Origin of the sequence: Novisyntrophococcus fermenticellae (assembly GCF_018866245.1) — a bacterium.
In the GTDB taxonomy this organism is placed as follows: Bacteria; Bacillota; Clostridia; order Lachnospirales; family Lachnospiraceae; genus Novisyntrophococcus; species Novisyntrophococcus fermenticellae.
Genome location: NZ_CP076458.1, coordinates 2560295 through 2578051, shown reverse-complemented (window position 1 = coordinate 2578051; position 17757 = coordinate 2560295). Strand labels below are relative to the sequence as shown.

At 45.5% G+C, this 17757-nt stretch carries 12 protein-coding genes; 10 read left to right on the top strand and 2 right to left on the bottom strand.

Annotation, left to right across the window (positions count from 1 at the left end; genetic code table 11):
• Positions 1–5: 5 nt before the first annotated feature.
• Positions 6–896, bottom strand: coding sequence for an RluA family pseudouridine synthase (locus tag KNL20_RS11765; protein ID WP_230397934.1), 891 nt, complete (start codon positions 894–896; stop codon positions 6–8).
• A gap of 140 nt (positions 897–1036) precedes the next feature.
• Between KNL20_RS11765 and KNL20_RS11760 the strand changes: the two genes are divergently transcribed.
• Positions 1037–2095 carry a lactonase family protein gene (locus tag KNL20_RS11760; RefSeq protein WP_230397933.1) on the top strand — a complete coding sequence of 353 codons (1059 nt, stop codon included), beginning with the start codon at positions 1037–1039 and terminating at the stop codon, positions 2093–2095.
• 15 nt (positions 2096–2110) lie between these two features.
• On the opposite strand, the gene aroC is transcribed toward KNL20_RS11760, so the two are convergent.
• Complete coding sequence (gene aroC / locus KNL20_RS11755; RefSeq protein WP_230397932.1) at positions 2111–3211, bottom strand: chorismate synthase; 1101 nt, start codon at positions 3209–3211, stop codon at positions 2111–2113.
• 360 nt (positions 3212–3571) lie between these two features.
• Here aroC and KNL20_RS11750 point away from each other — a divergent pair, with 360 nt between their 5' ends.
• The 9 genes from KNL20_RS11750 to KNL20_RS11710 all read left to right on the top strand — a co-directional run bounded on the left by KNL20_RS11750 (position 3572) and on the right by KNL20_RS11710 (position 17743).
• On the top strand, positions 3572–4516 hold the full coding sequence (locus KNL20_RS11750) for a magnesium transporter CorA family protein (RefSeq protein ID WP_230397931.1): 945 nt from the start codon (positions 3572–3574) through the stop codon (positions 4514–4516).
• 18 nt (positions 4517–4534) lie between these two features.
• Positions 4535–5377, top strand: a complete 843-nt coding sequence (locus tag KNL20_RS11745) for a rhomboid family protein (protein WP_230397930.1) — start codon at positions 4535–4537, stop codon at positions 5375–5377.
• 19 nt (positions 5378–5396) lie between these two features.
• On the top strand, positions 5397–6833 hold the full coding sequence (gene pyk / locus KNL20_RS11740; RefSeq protein WP_230397929.1) for a pyruvate kinase: 1437 nt from the start codon (positions 5397–5399) through the stop codon (positions 6831–6833).
• A 30-nt stretch (positions 6834–6863) separates the two neighbouring features.
• Positions 6864–8138 carry a diaminopimelate decarboxylase gene (locus KNL20_RS11735; protein WP_230397928.1) on the top strand — a complete coding sequence of 425 codons (1275 nt, stop codon included), beginning with the start codon at positions 6864–6866 and terminating at the stop codon, positions 8136–8138.
• 9 nt (positions 8139–8147) lie between these two features.
• Positions 8148–9065, top strand: a complete 918-nt coding sequence (locus KNL20_RS11730; protein WP_230397927.1) for an AraC family transcriptional regulator — start codon at positions 8148–8150, stop codon at positions 9063–9065.
• Between the two features lie 153 nt (positions 9066–9218).
• On the top strand, positions 9219–11072 hold the full coding sequence (locus KNL20_RS11725) for a sialate O-acetylesterase (protein WP_230397926.1): 1854 nt from the start codon (positions 9219–9221) through the stop codon (positions 11070–11072).
• 34 nt (positions 11073–11106) lie between these two features.
• Positions 11107–14529 carry a glycoside hydrolase family 2 TIM barrel-domain containing protein gene (locus KNL20_RS11720; protein WP_230397925.1) on the top strand — a complete coding sequence of 1141 codons (3423 nt, stop codon included), beginning with the start codon at positions 11107–11109 and terminating at the stop codon, positions 14527–14529.
• 256 nt (positions 14530–14785) lie between these two features.
• Positions 14786–16768 carry an alpha-glucuronidase gene (locus tag KNL20_RS11715; protein WP_230397924.1) on the top strand — a complete coding sequence of 661 codons (1983 nt, stop codon included), beginning with the start codon at positions 14786–14788 and terminating at the stop codon, positions 16766–16768.
• A gap of 30 nt (positions 16769–16798) precedes the next feature.
• Positions 16799–17743, top strand: coding sequence for an ABC transporter permease (locus tag KNL20_RS11710; RefSeq protein WP_230397923.1), 945 nt, complete (start codon positions 16799–16801; stop codon positions 17741–17743).
• Positions 17744–17757 lie beyond the last annotated feature (14 nt).

Here is a 17757-nt window from a genome sequence, read left to right as displayed (position 1 = left end):
CGTATTTACCAGGGCTCCGGTACGGAAAAATACATAGGTGCTCCGGTGATCGGATGTGTAAATTTCAGCGAATAGGAGTGCAGTGCCTGGTGGGAAAACCCGGCATGATTTTCGGGGTGGTATAAGGTATCTCCCAGCAGCGGGTGGCCGATGCTTTGCATATGCACTCTGATCTGATGCGTTCGTCCTGTCTCAAGTTTAAGTTCCAGTCTGGAATAGAGAATCTTTTCAGAACCGGAACCAATCTGTCCTTTATCCAGCCTGCGGTAATGCGTAACTGCCCGTTCTCCTGCTTCGTAATTGATGCACCGCTCAATTACAGAACCTTCTTTCCGGGCAATCGGAGCATCGATCGTTCCTTCGGAGGGAGTAATACCTTCTGCAAGAGCACGATAAGTCCGGATGATTCGGCGCTTCATCATCTGATTGGATAAGATGGCACCACTTATGCCGTGTTTGGCAAGAATCAGCAGCCCGGTGGTATCCCTGTCCAGCCTGTTGATGCAGCGATAGACATAAGGAATATTCTGTCTGGCGAAATAACAGGCTATGCCATTTGCCAAAGTATTGTTAAAATTCCCCGGAGAAGGGTGGATAGGGGTATCTGCAGGCTTATTGACAATCAACAGATCCATATCTTCATACAGAATATCAAAAGGGACAGGGGCAGGTACGATTCCCCGGGATGATTCCGGTTCCTCCAGGTGAATAGTCAGGATATCCCCCGGCCGTATTCTTTGTGAGACATAGGCGCGGCTTCCATTCAGGCAGATTCCAGCCGGTGTCCTTTTCAAGCTGGTGATTATGTGGTGGGAGTATCCCATTTGATGTAAATATTGTGTAATTGTCTTATCTGCCGCTTCGGCAGTCAGTTCATATCTGAAATCTCTAATCATGTAGTGCATTATAGCACAGAATAAAAAAATAATCCTCTGTAATTGTAGATTTTCCCAAGTTGTGCTAAAATAAAAACATGAACGTTGCAGAATAACGATAAATATGATGAAAAGTTATGCTGCAGAAAGGATGGGTTTTTATGGGTGAAAAGTATGTAGCATATGTCGGGACTTATACCCATGGCAGCAGTATAGGAATCCACTTATATGATGTGGATGTGGAGGAAGGGACACTGACGGAACGGAAGGTGATTCCGATTAATAATTCTTCTGATATCTGTCGGTCTTTAAATGGAAAATATATGTATTCCATAGCAGATGAAGGTGTTGCGGTATTTTCAGTAGACGAGGAAGACGGAGATCTGTGTCTGATTAACAAGGTGGATATTGATGGTATGCGCGGCTGCTATCTGTCAGTGGATCAGAGCGGACGATATCTCTTTGTGGCCGGTTATCATGACGGAAAGGTAACTGTAGTGCATACACACCAGGACGGCCGGCTGGGCAGTGTTATGGACGGGGTTTTCCATAAAGGCCTGGGCAGTGTTGCAGAACGTAATTTCCGTCCCCATGTAAACTGCGTGATACCTACGCCCGACAACAAGTATCTTTGTGCGGTCGATAACGGAATTGATCAGGTTAAGATTTATAAGATCAATACACGCAGACATAAACTGCAGCTTGTTGATATTCTTCGCTGTGAGCGGGAATCCGGTCCCAGAAATCTGGCATTTTCACAAAATGGAAAATTTGCATATTTGCTGTATGAGCTGACGAACGAGGTGGATGTGTTTACTTATGAAGCAGGAAGTAATGTTCCTGTATTCGAGAAGATTCAGACGATAAGCACCACTTCAGATAATGTCGACCGCGCACACGATGCGGCTTCCGGCATGTGCCTGTCCAACGATGGAAAGCATCTGTTTACTTCAACGGCCGGAGATAATACGGTGGCTATGTATACAATTGATCCGGAAAGCGGGTTGCTGAACAAGGAATTTGCACTTCCCATAAGCGGGGAGTATCCGAAGGATATAGCGATTTTCCCCGATGATAAGCATATTGCAGTTGTAAACCATGAGTCCAACAGTATTACCACATTTACAATTGATTACGAGAAAAAGCTTCTGGTGCAGAAGGGAAGACCGATGCAGGTGGAAACACCAAATTGTATATTAATCACTCAGATGGGGGTCTAAGCCCCATCTGAGTCTTTAATCGTCCATCCAAATTCTTTTCAGATTGGAAAGCTTTGCGCTCATGCCTGTCATAAGGCTGTCGATCAGGGTGATTGCGGTCATGGATTCCACTACTACCACAGCCCTCGGGGGGATGATGGGATCATGTCTTCCTTTGATGTTGATTTGTATATTTTCATGGTCTTTATTCACTGTCTGTTGTGTGCTGAAAATGGAGGGAGTGGGTTTGAAGGAGGCTCTGAGGAGGATATCGCTTCCGTCACTGATTCCCCCCAAAGTGCCGCCTGCATGATTCGTTTTTTTAAAGATACGCCCGTCCGCATCGGCAGCAAATGCATCATTATTTTCTATTCCGGTTGTGGCGGCGACAGCAGCTCCGTCTCCGACTTCCACAGCTTTTACTGCCCCTATGGACATCAATGCTTTAGCAAGATTGGCATCAAGCTTTTCAAAGACGGGTTCACCTGCTCCTGCAGGCATGCCATGTACGATACACTCTACACATCCTCCGGAAGAATTAAGTTCTTCCAGACATTTCTCCAGATACTCCGAAGCCTGGGCGGCTGCCCGGGCATCCGGCATACATAGCGGATTTTTCCGAATTTCTTCCGGGTCAAATGTCTCTATGGCCACAGGACCTATGGAGCGCACATAGGCAGTTACGCTGATTCCGAGTTCCGCCAACAGCTTGGAAGCAATGGCGCCGGCAGCAACACGCCCGATGGTTTCGCGCCCGGAGGAGCGTCCGCCGCCGCGGTAATCCCGGAAACCATATTTTTCATCATAGGTGTAATCCGCATGACCGGGGCGGTAATATTCTGCAATTTTACCATAATCCCCGGAGCGCTGATCTGTATTACGTACCATCATGGAGATGGGCGTGCCCGTAGTATGATCCTGATAGACACCGGAGAGTAACTCAACTTTATCTCCCTCCTTCCGCTGGGTGGAGTAGCGGTGCTGACCGGGCTTTCTGCGGTCCAGAAATTCCTGAATATCAAATCTGTTTAAAGGCAGCCCTGCGGGACAGCCGTCTACAACCACGCCTATTCCATTTCCGTGTGATTCACCCCAGGTAGTGATTTTAAAGATTGTTCCATATGTTGAGCCTGCCATTCGTTATCCTCCAGTATACTCTATACAATTTCGTCGATACTTTCAGTATACAACGGAAAGCCCGGGTGAAGCAAGCAACTTTTATGTAATTGATTTTAGGTTTGACAAACATATTTCCAAAGATTATAATGTACAACAGGTGAATATGATTACATGCTAAGATAGGCATAGTTTTTGTTTGGCAGGAAACTTTTTCTTGCATGGATTCGTCTTAAGTATGAAAGGATGTGTAGTTATGGAAAGCGGGCCTTCCCCTGAATCGCGAAGTTTTAACCAAATTAAATATATAAAATGACGCGGAGGGATACGGCGTGCGCTTCTTTTTTGTCCCTTTGTGGATGATGAAAGGAGCAACATGACATGATCAGAATTTTTAAATCGACGGAGAGCGGTATCTCAAAGCTCGATATGCCGGAGGACGGATGCTGGATTGCTTTGACGGATCCCACTGCTACGGAACTGTTTGAAGTGGCACAGCGTTATCAGCTGGATGTGGAGGATTTGCGGGCACCGCTGGATGAAGAAGAGCGTTCCCGTATTGAGCAGGAAGATAATTATACTTTGGTTTTGGTAGATATTCCTGTAATAGAGGAACGTAATGATAAAGACTGGTATGGAACAATTCCTATGAGTATTATAATCGGAGATCACGTTATTATTACGGTATGCCTGGAAGATACCCCTATATTAAGTGCATTCATGGACGGAAGAGTCAGGAATTTCTATACACACATGAAGACACGTTTCATTCTGCAGATTCTATATAAGAATGCCAGCATGTTTCTGCATTATCTGCGCATTATAGATAAAAAGAGTGAGATGGTTGAGAAACGCCTTCATAAATCACAGAGGAATCAGGAACTGATTGAATTGCTGGAGTTGGAAAAGTCTCTGGTTTACTTTACGACTTCCCTGCGCTCCAATGAAGTGGTGCTGGAAAAACTGATGAAGGTGGAAAAGATTAAAAAGTATCCGGAGGATGAGGATCTTCTGGAGGATGTTATCATTGAGAACAAGCAGGCTATTGAGATGGCAAATATCTACAGCGGCATATTAAGCGGAACGATGGATGCATTCGCTTCGGTTATATCCAATAATCAGAATATTGTTATGAAGGCTCTTTCAGTGATTACAATTGTGATGTCCATCCCCACAATTATCTATTCTGCCTATGGTATGAATGTGAATGCAAAAGGAATGCCATTTGCGGGCAGTCCATTTGGATTTGCAGCCGTTATCATCGTATCGCTGGTAATAAGTCTGATTGTAGCTTTGCTTTTTTCAAAGAAAAACATGTTTAAATAAGTAGGATTAGGTGAAAATATGAAATTTTTTAGCAAGATGGAACGTAAGTTCGGAAAGTATGCGATTCGTAATCTGACAAAATACATTATTATCACATATATTATAGGATATGTTCTACAGCTTCTGGGGCGGGTCGGTGTACCGGTACTGGGTTATCTCATGCTGGATCCCGGATTGATTTTAAGAGGACAGATCTGGCGCCTGGTCAGCTGGGTCTTGATCCCTCCGGGACGGCTGGATTTATTTACGATTATTATGCTGCTTTGCTATTATCAGCTGGGGACGGCACTGGAACAGACCTGGGGCAGGTTCCGCTATAATGCCTATATATTCTTTGGACTGCTTATGACAATTGTGGGAGCATTTATCCTCTATGCGGTCATGGGGGATACATTTACCATACTGGGTTATGGTACGCAGTTCAGCACTTTCTATGTCAGTCTTTCCATATTCCTAGGATTTGCACTGACCTATCCGGATATGCGGATGATGCTTTATTTCCTGATACCGATTAAGATAAAATATCTGGCCATACTGGACGTGGTCTTTCTGGCTGTTTCTATGTACCAGGGAGACTGGGCAACCAGAGTAGTAATCATCTGCTCACTGATGAACGTGATTGTATTCTTTTTTATGACCAGAGACTACAAGCGTGTAAATCCGCAGGAGATACATCGGAGGAATGAATTTAAAAAAGCTATGTCACGAGGGCAGGCTTCCAATATCACAACACATAAGTGTGCGGTCTGTGGACGAACGGAGAAGGATGATCCGACATTGGAGTTCCGGTTCTGTTCCAAGTGCAAAGGGAATTATGAGTACTGTCAGGATCACCTGTTTACTCATGAACATATCAGATAAATGAAAGTGAGGCTTGAATATGAAAAGAACAAAGATTGTGTGTACAATGGGACCGAATCTGGACAAACCGGAAGTGATGAAAACCTTGATTCAGACAGGAATGGATGTTGCCAGATTTAATTTTTCACACGGAGACCATGCGGAGCATAAGGAGCGTATGGACATGCTGAAAAAACTCCGTAAGGAGATGAAGGTTCCGGTTGCAATCCTTTTAGATACCAAGGGACCGGAGATTCGTACCGGTTTGCTGAAAGACGGCAAAAGGGTGCAGCTGCAGGAGGGACAGACCTTTGTTCTTACTACAGAAGAAATGGTGGGAGATGCGGACAAGGTGTTTGTCACCTATTCTGAACTGCCTCGCGATGTGAGAAGGGGCGACAGGATTCTGATTGATGACGGACTGGTTGAATTACATATAGAAGAGGTTTCTGATACGGATATTGTCTGTACAGTGATTAATGGCGGAGAACTGGGAGAACGAAAGGGAATTAATGTTCCTAATGTTTCCGTTAATCTTCCTGCCATCACAGATAAGGACAAGGAGGATATTCTCTTTGGAATTGAGCAGGGGGTAGATTTTATAGCTGCTTCTTTCGTTCGAAAAGCAGAGGATGTTTTGGAAATTAAAGATTTTTTAATGGAGCATGGCGGTACACATATCGCTGTAATTGCAAAAATTGAAGCAGCCGAGGGAGTTAAGAATATCGACAGTATTATCGATGTGGCCGATGGGATTATGGTCGCAAGAGGTGATCTGGGAGTTGAGATACCGCCTTATCAAGTGCCGCATATCCAGAAAACGATTATAGAGAAGTGCAATCACCGTTATCTTCCGGTTATAACTGCGACACAGATGCTGGATTCCATGATGCGCAATCCCCGCCCTACCCGTGCCGAGGTAGCAGACGTTGCGAATGCTATCTATGATGGAACAGATGCAGTTATGCTGTCCGGCGAGACCGCGATGGGTAAGTATCCGGTTGAAGCTGTTGAGATGATGGTCCAGATTGCTGTGGAGACGGAGCACTATCTTAAATTTGACTGTTACCGTGATGCAAAACTGGCGAAAGAAACTGCCAGTGTATCAAGTGCTGTAGGATTCGCAGCCGTGGATATGGTAGATCATATCGGGGCAACCTGTATTGTAACGCCGACGATGACAGGTACCACCGCACGGTTGATTTCGAAACTGCGTCCCAGCGTGCCGATTTATGCGGTTACTCCTCATGAATGGGCGAGAAGACAGATGCAGTTGTTCTGGGGGGTAAAACCGGTAGAGGGATATGAGGAAGATTCTACAGAAAACATTATCTCTCATGCAATGTATATGGTATTGCGCGAAAAGCTGGTGCATAAAGGGGATATGGTTATCTTCACTGCGGGAGATCCTTCCACCAATATGGTGAATGGAAAAGGGAATGTCACCAACATGCTTCATATTATACAGGCAAAATAAACAGTTGTATACACCAGAGGAGAATAAGACATGAAAGAGCCTTTTGTTACAAAAGACAAACTGGAAGAAATCGCAGCATCTGTTCCAACCCCTTTCCATCTTTATGATGAAGAGGGAATTCGTGAGAATGCAAAAGCAGTAAGGGATGCATTTGCATGGAATCCTGGTTTTCGGGAGTATTTTGCAGTGAAGGCAAATCCAAACCCCGCATTAATCAAGATTCTGGGAGAATACGGCTGTGGCTGTGACTGTTCTTCTCTGACGGAGCTGATGCTCTCTGAGGCCATGGGATTTACCGGTGATAAAGTGATGTTTTCTTCGAACGTGACTCCGGCAGAGGAGTATGTTTATGCCCGGAAGATTGGCGGAATCATTAATCTGGACGATTTTACCCATATCGATTTTCTGGAAAAGACACTGGGATATATACCGGAGATTATAAGCTGCCGGTTTAATCCCGGCGGACTTTTTAAAATCAGCAATGATATTATGGACAATCCCGGAGACTCCAAGTACGGCATGACAACAGAACAGTTATTTGAAGCTTTTCAAATATTGAAAGCCAAAGGGGTGAAAGAATTCGGAGTTCACGCATTTCTTGCCTCAAACACCGTAACCAATGAATACTATCCCATGCTGGCAAAAGTACTTTTTGAACTTGCTGTAAAACTGCAAAAAGAGACGGGCTGCCATATTAAGTTTATCAATCTGTCAGGGGGAGTTGGCATTCCATACAGACCTGAGGACGAACCCAACGACATTCGTATAATCGGTGAGGGTGTTCATAAGGTATATGATGAAGTGCTGGTTCCGGCAGGAATGGGAGACCTGGATATATATACCGAGATGGGCCGCTTTATGATGGGACCATACGGCGCTCTGGTTACGAAGGCCATTCATGAAAAGCATATCTATAAAGAATATATCGGTTGTGATGCCTGTGCGGTGGATCTGATGAGACCCGCCATGTATGGAGCTTATCACCACGTTACAGTTATGGGGAAAGAAAATCAGCCGTGTGACCACATGTATGATCTGACCGGATCGCTATGCGAGAACAATGACAAGTTTGCTATTGACCGTATGCTTCCGAAAATTGACATAGGAGATTTCCTTTTTATCCACGATACGGGCGCTCATGGCTATTCCATGGGGTACAATTACAATGGCAAATTGAAATCTGCGGAAGTCCTTTTGAAGGAGGATGGCAATTTTGAACTTATAAGGCGTGCCGAAACTCCGGGAGATTACTTTGCCACTCTGGATGGAACACCCGAGTATAAAAAGATGTTCCGGGATGAATAATAAAATCATATGATAGAAATTCTGAATGGTTTACATGAAACAATTAATTTTGAGGATTCTCTTGGGCTGCGCTTGTATCATAATGTGGATTATGAGGATTATCCGGAGCACTGGCACACCGGAGTCGAAATCATTATGCCCTTAAGCTCGGAATATTGGGTTCTTGTGGGGGAAAACAGCTGTCACCTGGAAACAGGGGATATCGCACTGATAAATTCCGGCATCCTGCATGCTCTGAAAGCCCCACCTACAGGGGAACGTATTATCCTGCAGTTTGATGCAGCACTTCTTTATACATTAAAGGAGATGGAAACCCTGCTGTCTTTACTGCCGCCGCTGCTTCTGCTTCGAAAAACAGATAAAACAGAGTTGTATGAATTTGTTCATGACAGGATGAATCGGATCATCCATGAATATGACGAAAGAAAGACCTTCCGTGAGGCCAGCATTTATGCGATGATGATTGAGATTTTCGTAAAGCTTGGCAGGGAAGCTACCGCACAGGAGATGATAAAGGGTGACGAAGGTGTCAAAGGCCAGGTCGTAAAACAGAAAGAGTATCTGGAAGTGATCATGAATGCCTGTAATTATATCAATCGCCATTATCAGGAGAATCTGACATTGGAAGAAACAGCTAATATCAGCGGATTTTCCAAGTTTCATTTCACAAGAATCTTTAAACAATTTATGAATATGACTTTCTACGAATATTTGAATTCCAAGAGAGTGAAGCGTGCAGAGGAGCTTTTGTACTCTACGGAACTCAGCATTACAGATGTGGCTATGAATTCCGGATTTTCGTCCTTAAGTGCCTTTAACCGGACATTTAAATCTGTAAATGGATGCTCACCCAGTGGATTCAGAAATAAAGTGTTGCAGCATGTGCCTCCCCCAAAGGGTGGGGGCTCAAAGGGGCTGACGCATTAACTGGTATTGATCAGTTGATGCGCAGCCCCTTTCTGTATACCAAAGTATGATGTAAAGAAACGCAAAAAGTGCATAGAACAGGGCAAGAATCGTGCTGAATGAAAGTGAAAACAAAGCTATGATGGTATCAGGAATCAAAAGGGGGATAAATTTATGAGCAGAAGACTGAGCCTTCCCAGAATTTTGAGTGATGGATGTGTGCTACAGCAGGGAGAAAAGACGAGAATCTGGGGTTGGGGGCCAAAAGAGCAGGAGGTGACTGTCACGCTGTCCGGAAGGCGCCAGAGAGCAGTTGTGGGTTTAGATGCGTGTTTTGAAGTCATTTTTCAAAATCTGCCCTCCGGGGGTCCTTATACGCTGGAAGTGACATGCAAGATGGGGCAGGAAATCCGCAGATCACCGGTATATGTTGGCGAAGTTTTCGTATGCGCGGGGCAATCAAATATGGAACTGCCTATGCGCAGGGTGTGGGAGCGTTTTCCGGAAGAATTTTCAGGACAGGGAGCGCAAGACGTACACCTGTATAAGGTAATGGAACATTATGATTTCGCCAATCCACGAAAGAATCATCTAAAAGCGGAGTGGATGAGCTGCCAAAGAGAAAATCTGGAAGAAATTTCTGCGGTATCTTACTTTCTGGGAAAGTATCTTTATAAGAACAAGAATGTGCCCATAGGAATTATTAATTTGAGTCTGGGCGGGACTCCAATCGAAGCATGGATGAGCAGAGAAGGAATTTCAAAGTGGCCCGGATTGCTTGAAAACAGACGGAAACTTCAGGATGTGAAGGTTCAAAAGAATCTGGTGGAACAGTATGAAAGAGCTGAGAAAAGGTGGCAGACTGAGATCGAAATCCAGGAGAAAAAATCCTTGAATCAGGCTATTTCCTGGATGCCCATAACTTTTCCGGGCAGCCTCTCCGAGGCAGGACTGCCTGATTTCTGCGGCTGTATCCGGCTTAGAAAAACTTTTCGGATCTCTTCGAAGATGAAGGGCATCCAGGGTTTTCTGAGATTTGGCACCCTGACTGACAGTGACCGTATCTATCTTAATGATGTGCTGATCGGGGAGACGGGTTACTGTTATCCACCCAGGCGGTACAAAATTCCGGAAGGGCTGCTGATGGAGGGAGAAAATCAGATTATAATTCGACTGGTCTGCAGGAACGGAAAAGGGAGGATTACGCCCGGAAAGCCTTACGAGATTGTGACGAAACAAGGTCGGATTCGCCTGGATGGAGGTTGGGAATATGGGATAAGTGCGGTTACGAAACCAGGGCCGGAACAGAAGTTTGTCAACCGTGGACCCACCGGGCTCTTCCAGGGAATGACTGCTCCCTGTCTTCCTTACGTGGTACGGGGAGTTGTGTGGTATCAGGGAGAATCCAATGACAGGAATCCCGATGCTTATGAAGCATTGCTGAAGACCATGATTATGGATTGGAGAAGGGAGTGGATGCAGGAAACACTGCCTTTTGTAATCGTACAGCTCCCTGGCTGTGGTGTGGATATCGCGGCCGGGGATGCGTGGCCCCGAATCAGGGAAGCACAGCACAGGGCAGCGGAGCTGCCTGATACCGCTGTCACCTGTAATCTGGATTTAGGAGAGACAAATGACCTTCATCCTCTGGATAAAAAGACGATCGCTTATCGAGCCAGTCTGGCCATCCGGGGAATGATATATGGAGAAGACTTGAATTGGAAAGCACCTCAGGTACATGGATGGATACAGCAAGGGAACCAGATCATCCTACAGTTTAACACAGGAAGTCAAAAAGGGCTTGAGACCGTGGATGGAAAAAATCCCGGGGAATTTGAACTGGCAGGTGTGGATCAGAAATTTCATCAGGCTTATGCAGCAGTCCGGGGAAATGAGGTACGGATTACCTGCCCGGAGGTAAACGAACCATGCAGGGTACGGTATGCCTGGTCTGCTGCACCGTGCAGAGGATTACTATGTGATAAAAGCGGGCTTAGTGCAGGTCCGTTTACCTTGCAGTTAAGATAGATTTAACCTGAATTGACAGAAAGGAGCCTATGGCATGCAGCTATTTAATGACGGCTGGGAATTCAGTAAACAGCCACTTCACACAGATCTGGAAGTAATTAATCAAAGAAGGGAGGCATTTCTCCCTGTAGGGCTACCACATGACTGGCTGATTTATGACACGGAGCATTTTTATGAAGATGGGACAGGCTGGTACCGAAAGACTTTTTACTGGAAGCCAGAGGAAAATCAGCGGGTATTTCTGAGGTTTGACGGAATCTACATGGATAGTACCGTCTATGTGAATGACAGAAAGGCCGGTGAGTGGAAGTATGGTTATTCAGCATTTGAAATCGAAATGACATCCTGTCTGAAAGAAGGAGAGAATGAAATTAAAGTTTCAGTGGACTATCAGAATCCCAACAGCCGTTGGTATCCGGGGGCCGGTATCTACAGGGACGTATGGATTAAAACAGTGCATCAGTGTCATCTTGTGTCTGATGGAATATACTTCCATGCACAAGAAATTGGGCAAAACAGATGGAAAGTATCGATAGAGACAGAAGTGGAGGGAACCGATTGCCAGCTTATTTATGAAATTGCCCAAGCGGACACTGATGAGTGGAGGATACTCTCGGGAAAGGAGACGGCGGAAAGGGTATGTCTGCAGGAAAATGATTCTGTAAGGTTTTTGTTCGAAACCATAATCGACCATCCAAAGGTCTGGGATGTCGGGCATCCGGATTGCTACAGGCTTAAGGTGAGTTTAGAGTATCATAATCGCATCCTTCAGACAGAGGAACTGACGATAGGGTTCAGGACCATCCATTTTTCACCGGAACAGGGATTTTTACTGAACGGAAGAAAGTTAAAACTGAATGGTGTATGCGAGCATCATGATTTGGGCTGTCTGGGTGCTGCCTATCATCCCCAGGCTATGAGAAGAAAATTCCGAATACTCCGTGACATGGGGGTCAATGCGGTACGTTTATCCCATAACATGCCTTCCCGGGATGTCATGGAGCTGGCAGATGAGATGGGAATTCTGATTGTATCGGAGGCTTTTGATATGTGGGAGTCTTCCAAAAACACCTATGATTATGCTCGCTTTTTCACCAGGTGGTATGCAAAAGATGTGGCAAGCTGGATACGCAGGGACCGGAATCATCCCAGTTTGATTATGTGGAGTATCGGGAATGAAATCTATGATACACATGTAAGCGAAAGGGGCTGTGCGTGGACCAGGATATTAACAGATGAGGTAAAAAAGTATGATTCCCGGGGAAATGGAGCAGTTACCATAGGGTCGAACTACATGCCCTGGGAGAATGCCCGGAAGTGCGCGGACATAGTAAAGCTTGCAGGATATAATTATGGAGATAAGTACTATGAGCTTCATCATCAGGAGCATCCGGACTGGATTATATATGGGAGCGAGACAGGCTCCACGGTTCAAAGCAGGGGTATCTATCATTTTCCTTATCAGCAGTCCGTATTGGCGGATGTGGATGAGCAGTGCTCTGCGCTTGGAAATTCCACTACAAGCTGGGGAGCAAGGTCGACAGAGGCCTGCATTATAGCGGAACGCGATCATCCGTTTTCCTGCGGTCAGTTCGTGTGGACCGGATTTGACTATATTGGAGAACCAACTCCATATCATACCAGAAATTCTTACTTTGGACAGGCAGACACGGCAGGCTTTCCGAAAGATTCTTATTACATTTTCCAGGCGGAATGGACGGATTACAGGAAGAATCCCATGGTTCATATCTTTCCGTACTGGGATTTCAATGAAGAACAGCTTATTGATATCAGAGTATGTTCCAATGCCCCAGTGGTGGAGTTGTTTCTTAATGGAAAAAGCCAGGGTTCCTGTTTCATCGACCATAAAAGGGGAGAGCAGCTGGTGGGGCACTGGCAGCTGCCTTACGCAAAAGGGGAAATCAAAGCGATTGCCTGTGATGAGGATGGCACGGTGGTGGCCCGGGAGGTACGTCACTCCTTTGGCGAGGCGGCGCGTATCTGCCTGGATACAGACATAAGTCACCTGAAAGCCGATGGTCAAGAGCTGCTGTTTCTGGAGATTTCCATGAGAGATAAAGAGGGATACCAGGTGGAGAATGCAAATAACCGGATTCATATCCGGGTGGAAGGAGCTGGAAGCCTGGTGGGCATGGATAATGGTGACAGTACCGAATCAGACGGGTATAAATCTTACAGCAGAAAGCTCTTTAGCGGAAAGCTTCTGGCAGTATGTAAAGCAGATACTGTCCCGGGTGAGTTGAAAATTACCGTGGAATCTCCTGGATTACCCAGTGCTTATCTGCATGTACCGGTCATAGCAGGCAAAGCTACGAAAGGGAGCAGTCCGCTGGCATACCTGGCAGGCCCTGATATCGGGGAAGAGAATCAGGAAATTCCTGTGAGAAATATACGCCTTTTAAGCAGTAACGGGATACATCTTTATGAAGGTAATAAATCTACGGAAGTAACTGCGGCCATCTGCCCTGAAAATGCCACGGACAGGGAACTGGTCTGGGGTGTAGTGGACGATGCCGGAATTCCATCCAAAATTGCTTCTGTGGAAGCGCATGGAGGGAATGCAAAAGTGACCGCAAAAAGTGACGGACAGTTTCGCCTGCGCTGCATGTCACGTTGTGGCACAGACAAAATCCGGATCATTTCACAGTTGGAGTTTGTCATCACAGGCCTGGGAAAAGCCTTTCATAATCCTTATGAGTTTGTAACGGGGGGACTTTATGATTATAGTAAAGGGGAAATCGGAAATGGTAATGACCATGGTGTCGCCACAGCCAGAGATGGTGAAAGCCAGGTGGGTTTTCATGATATTGATTTCGGTTCCTATGGGTCGGACGAAATTATCCTGCCGATTTTCGCACTCACGGACGAACCATACAAAATAAAGATTTATGAAGGGATGCCGGGAGAACCGGAAGCTTCTTTGATAGGTGATTGTATGTATCAGAAGCCTTCTGTCTGGAATGTATATCAGGAAGAAACATACCATCTGAAAAAACGTCTGAGTGGTGTTACCAGCCTGTGCTTTGTTGTTGAAAAGAAGATTCACCTGAAAGGATTCCGGTTCATGAAAATCACCCGCGCATGGCAGAAGCTGCCCGCTTCCGAATGCGATCATATTTACGGGGACAGCTATTTCCGGGAAAAAGACAGGATAAAAAAGATTGGGAACAATGTTACCATAGAATTTGAACAGATGGACTTTGGCAGGGAAGGTACAGGCAGTATCACTATATGTGGCAGTACCCTTCTGGAAGTGAATACAATTATTGTAAGATTTGTATCAGAGGGTGCAGAGGAACGGCAGATGCTGCAATTCAGGCATGGTCATACAGAACAGACCTTTCCGCTAAAACGGGTATATGGGGTAAAGACGGTAAGCTTTGTATTCCTGCCAGGCAGTAGCTTTGACTTTTCCTGGTTAAAATTTCAAAAATAGAACATTGCAAAATGTGTGAAAAGAAAAGTCGAAATAGTTAAAGGAAAATACTTGTTATAAATATAATGCATAAAAATACCAGAATAAAATTATGCATAATAGCCAAATAACACAAACAATAAAAAGAATACATCGCAATATCTGCATAGGCATTGGCAATATATGCGAAGCACAGGAGCAAAAACTGACATATAATTTAATCAAGTACAAAACAATTTCTATTGCAGTTTCATGAAATTGTAGAAGGGCGGAGCATATGAGTTACGAAAATGCATGGTTGTCCTACCATAAGAGAAAAGGTGTGGAGACCGGAGGCGGTGTTATGGGTCTGTTCTCAAATACCCATGGCAGTGTTGCTGAAACAGCAGTGGCAGAGCTGACGCTGGCATTTGAAGAAATACTGGAAATGCAGATAGAGAAAATCAATCAGCCGGAGAATGCAGGGATTTGTCTGATTTCAGATGAAACCAAAGGATTGGGTGAAGAAGGGTATGAGCTGGAGGAGCACGAAGGCAAGATATCCATAACCTCAGGCGGTGAGAAAGGCCTTTTATATGGATGCTTTGCTTTTATACGTGAGATGCAGTGCGGTAAAAGCCTCAGGGGAAGAAAACTTCGGAAGGTACCTGTTGCACCACTTAGAATGCTGAATCACTGGGATAATATGGATGGCTCTATCGAACGCGGATATGCGGGTGAGTCCTTCTTCTTCCGGGAGCAGAAGGTTCTTGTGAATAACAGGACAAGAGCGTATGCCAGACTGGCAGCCTCGGTAGGAATTAATGCTGTTGTAATTAATAATGTCAATGTTAAGGGCAATGCCACGAAGCTCATCGATTGCCAATATGAAAAAGAAATCCGTCAGATGACAGAACTTTTTTCCACATATGGAATAAAGCTTTATCTGAGCCTGAACTTTGCGGCTCCTATAGAGTTGGGAAATCTGGAAAGTGCAGACCCCTGCGACGGGGCAGTGAAGCAGTGGTGGAAAGAGAAGATGGCAGTACTTTATAGCCGGATCCCCCAATTGGGAGGATTTTTGGTAAAAGCTGATTCAGAAGGGCGGCCAGGTCCCTTTACCTATGGAAGAAGCCATGCTGACGGTGCAAATATGCTTGCCGAAGCGGTGAAACCTTATGGAGGCAGGATTATCTGGAGATGTTTTGTATACAACTGTCAGCAGGACTGGAGAGACAAAAAGACAGACCGCGCCAGGTCCGGTTATGATAATTTCATGCCCCTTGACGGACAGTTCCGGGAGAATGTCATGCTTCAGATCAAGAATGGTCCCATGGATTTCCAGGTACGTGAACCTGTGTCTCCTCTATTTGGGGGGCTGGAGCATACGAATCAGATGCTTGAGGTCCAGATTGCACAGGAGTATACCGGGCAGCAGAGACATGTATGTTATCTGATTCCGATGTTCCGGGAAATTCTGAATTTCCATACCCACTGTGTTCCCGAAGCGGATACGGTTCGGGACATTATAACAGGTAGGACCTTTGGACAGAAAAACTGTGGAATCGCAGCGGTGGCCAATACCGGGGATGATGACAACTGGACAGGACATGATCTGGCGGCCGCCAATCTGTATGGGTTTGGCCGGCTGAGCTTTGAGATGGATCTGACGGCCGAAGAGATAGCTGAAGAGTGGATTGGATGTACATTTGGGAATGCCCCGGAGATCCATCAGAAAATATTGAGCATCCTGATGATGTCTTGGCCTGCGTATGAAAAGTACACCGCACCTCTGGGAATCGGATGGATGGTAAATCCAAACCATCACTACGGGCCTAATGTGGATGGGTACGAATACGACCGCTGGGGAACCTATCATAGAGCTGATCATAAGGGAATCGGTGTGGAAAGAGGGAGTGGCGGTACCGGATATGCCCGGCAGTACCGGGAACCAAATGCTTCTGTCTACGATAACATAGAAAGCTGTCCCGAGGAGCTGTTGCTGTTTTTCCATTACGTTCCTTATGATTATGTACTTAAATCCGGAAAAACGTTGATTCAGCATATCTACGATACACATTTTGAAGGCGTTCAGGATGTGGACAAGATAGCGGAGATGTGGGATGGGCTGGAAGGCAGGATTCCGCAGAAGGTGTTTGAAAGGGTGAAGAGCCGTCTGGAGCATCAGAAAAATCATTCAAAGGAATGGCGTGATCAGATAAATACATATTTTTACAGGAAGTCCATGATACCGGATGAGAAAAAAAGAAGGATTTATTAATGTTTACAATGAAAGGAATGTGGTGATTACATGGCAAAAGAAAAAGCAAAACAAAAGCCTGTGGGAGCAAAAACCTCACTCTTACATCATGTGAAGAAGGAGTGGAAATTGTATTCCTTCCTGGTACTTCCGATTCTCTATTACGTGGTCTTCAAATATGTGCCGGTACTTGGCAATATCATTGCCTTCCGCAAATACAAGGGAGGATCCAACATTCTGGGGGAAGAATGGGTGGGATTCAGATATTTCAGACAGTTTTTAACGGATCCCAGTTTCTGGAAGGCGTTCGGCAACACCCTGCGTCTGAGTATCGGATATCTGCTGGTTCGTTTTCCGGCAACACTTATCTTTGCACTTCTGATTAATGAAATCAGAAAAACCGCATGGAAGAGAACCGTTCAGACAGTCTCTTATCTCCCGCATTTTATCTCACTGGTGGTCGTATGTGGTATGGTAAAGGAATTACTGGCGGGCAATGGGCCGGTGAATGCATTGCTGCAGGCTTTGGGAATGGAGAAGATTGCGTTTATGTCAGAACCCGGATGGTTCGATGCAGTCTATATTATATCAGGTGTATGGCAGGCCCTGGGCTGGGGAACAATTCTGTATCTGACAGCCATGACCAATATCAATACGGAGCTGTATGAGGCATCGGCAATCGATGGGGCAGGAAGATTCAAGCAGGCAATTCATGTAACGATTCCCGGTATTCTTCCTACAATCATGACCCTGTTGATTATGGATATCGGGGGTATTGTAACCTCCAATAATATGCAGAAGATTTTGCTTTTGTACAATCCGCTGACTCAGGAGCGTGCGGATATTATCGGAACACTGGTTTACCGTATGGGTATTTCCGGAGGAAACTTCAGTTATGCATCTGCGGTCGGGCTTTTTGAGGCCGTTATAGGTCTGATTCTGGTGACAAGTGCAAACTTCCTGTCCAGAAAATTAACAGAAACATCCTTGTGGTAGAAAGGGCAGGTGTG

Excerpts from the sequence above, each read along its gene's own strand:
- KNL20_RS11720 (WP_230397925.1), top strand. The coding sequence starts at position 11,107 with ATGCAGCTATTTAATGACGGCTGGGAATTCAGTAAACAGCCACTTCAC.
- KNL20_RS11750 (WP_230397931.1), top strand. The coding sequence starts at position 3,572 with ATGATCAGAATTTTTAAATCGACGGAGAGCGGTATCTCAAAGCTCGAT.
- KNL20_RS11730 (WP_230397927.1), top strand. The coding sequence starts at position 8,148 with ATGATAGAAATTCTGAATGGTTTACATGAAACAATTAATTTTGAGGAT.
- KNL20_RS11710 (WP_230397923.1), top strand. The coding sequence starts at position 16,799 with ATGGCAAAAGAAAAAGCAAAACAAAAGCCTGTGGGAGCAAAAACCTCA.
- aroC (WP_230397932.1), bottom strand. The coding sequence starts at position 3,211 with ATGGCAGGCTCAACATATGGAACAATCTTTAAAATCACTACCTGGGGT.
- KNL20_RS11765 (WP_230397934.1), bottom strand. The coding sequence starts at position 896 with ATGATTAGAGATTTCAGATATGAACTGACTGCCGAAGCGGCAGATAAG.
- pyk (WP_230397929.1), top strand. The coding sequence starts at position 5,397 with ATGAAAAGAACAAAGATTGTGTGTACAATGGGACCGAATCTGGACAAA.
- KNL20_RS11760 (WP_230397933.1), top strand. The coding sequence starts at position 1,037 with ATGGGTGAAAAGTATGTAGCATATGTCGGGACTTATACCCATGGCAGC.
- KNL20_RS11735 (WP_230397928.1), top strand. The coding sequence starts at position 6,864 with ATGAAAGAGCCTTTTGTTACAAAAGACAAACTGGAAGAAATCGCAGCA.
- KNL20_RS11745 (WP_230397930.1), top strand. The coding sequence starts at position 4,535 with ATGAAATTTTTTAGCAAGATGGAACGTAAGTTCGGAAAGTATGCGATT.
- KNL20_RS11725 (WP_230397926.1), top strand. The coding sequence starts at position 9,219 with ATGAGCAGAAGACTGAGCCTTCCCAGAATTTTGAGTGATGGATGTGTG.
- KNL20_RS11715 (WP_230397924.1), top strand. The coding sequence starts at position 14,786 with ATGAGTTACGAAAATGCATGGTTGTCCTACCATAAGAGAAAAGGTGTG.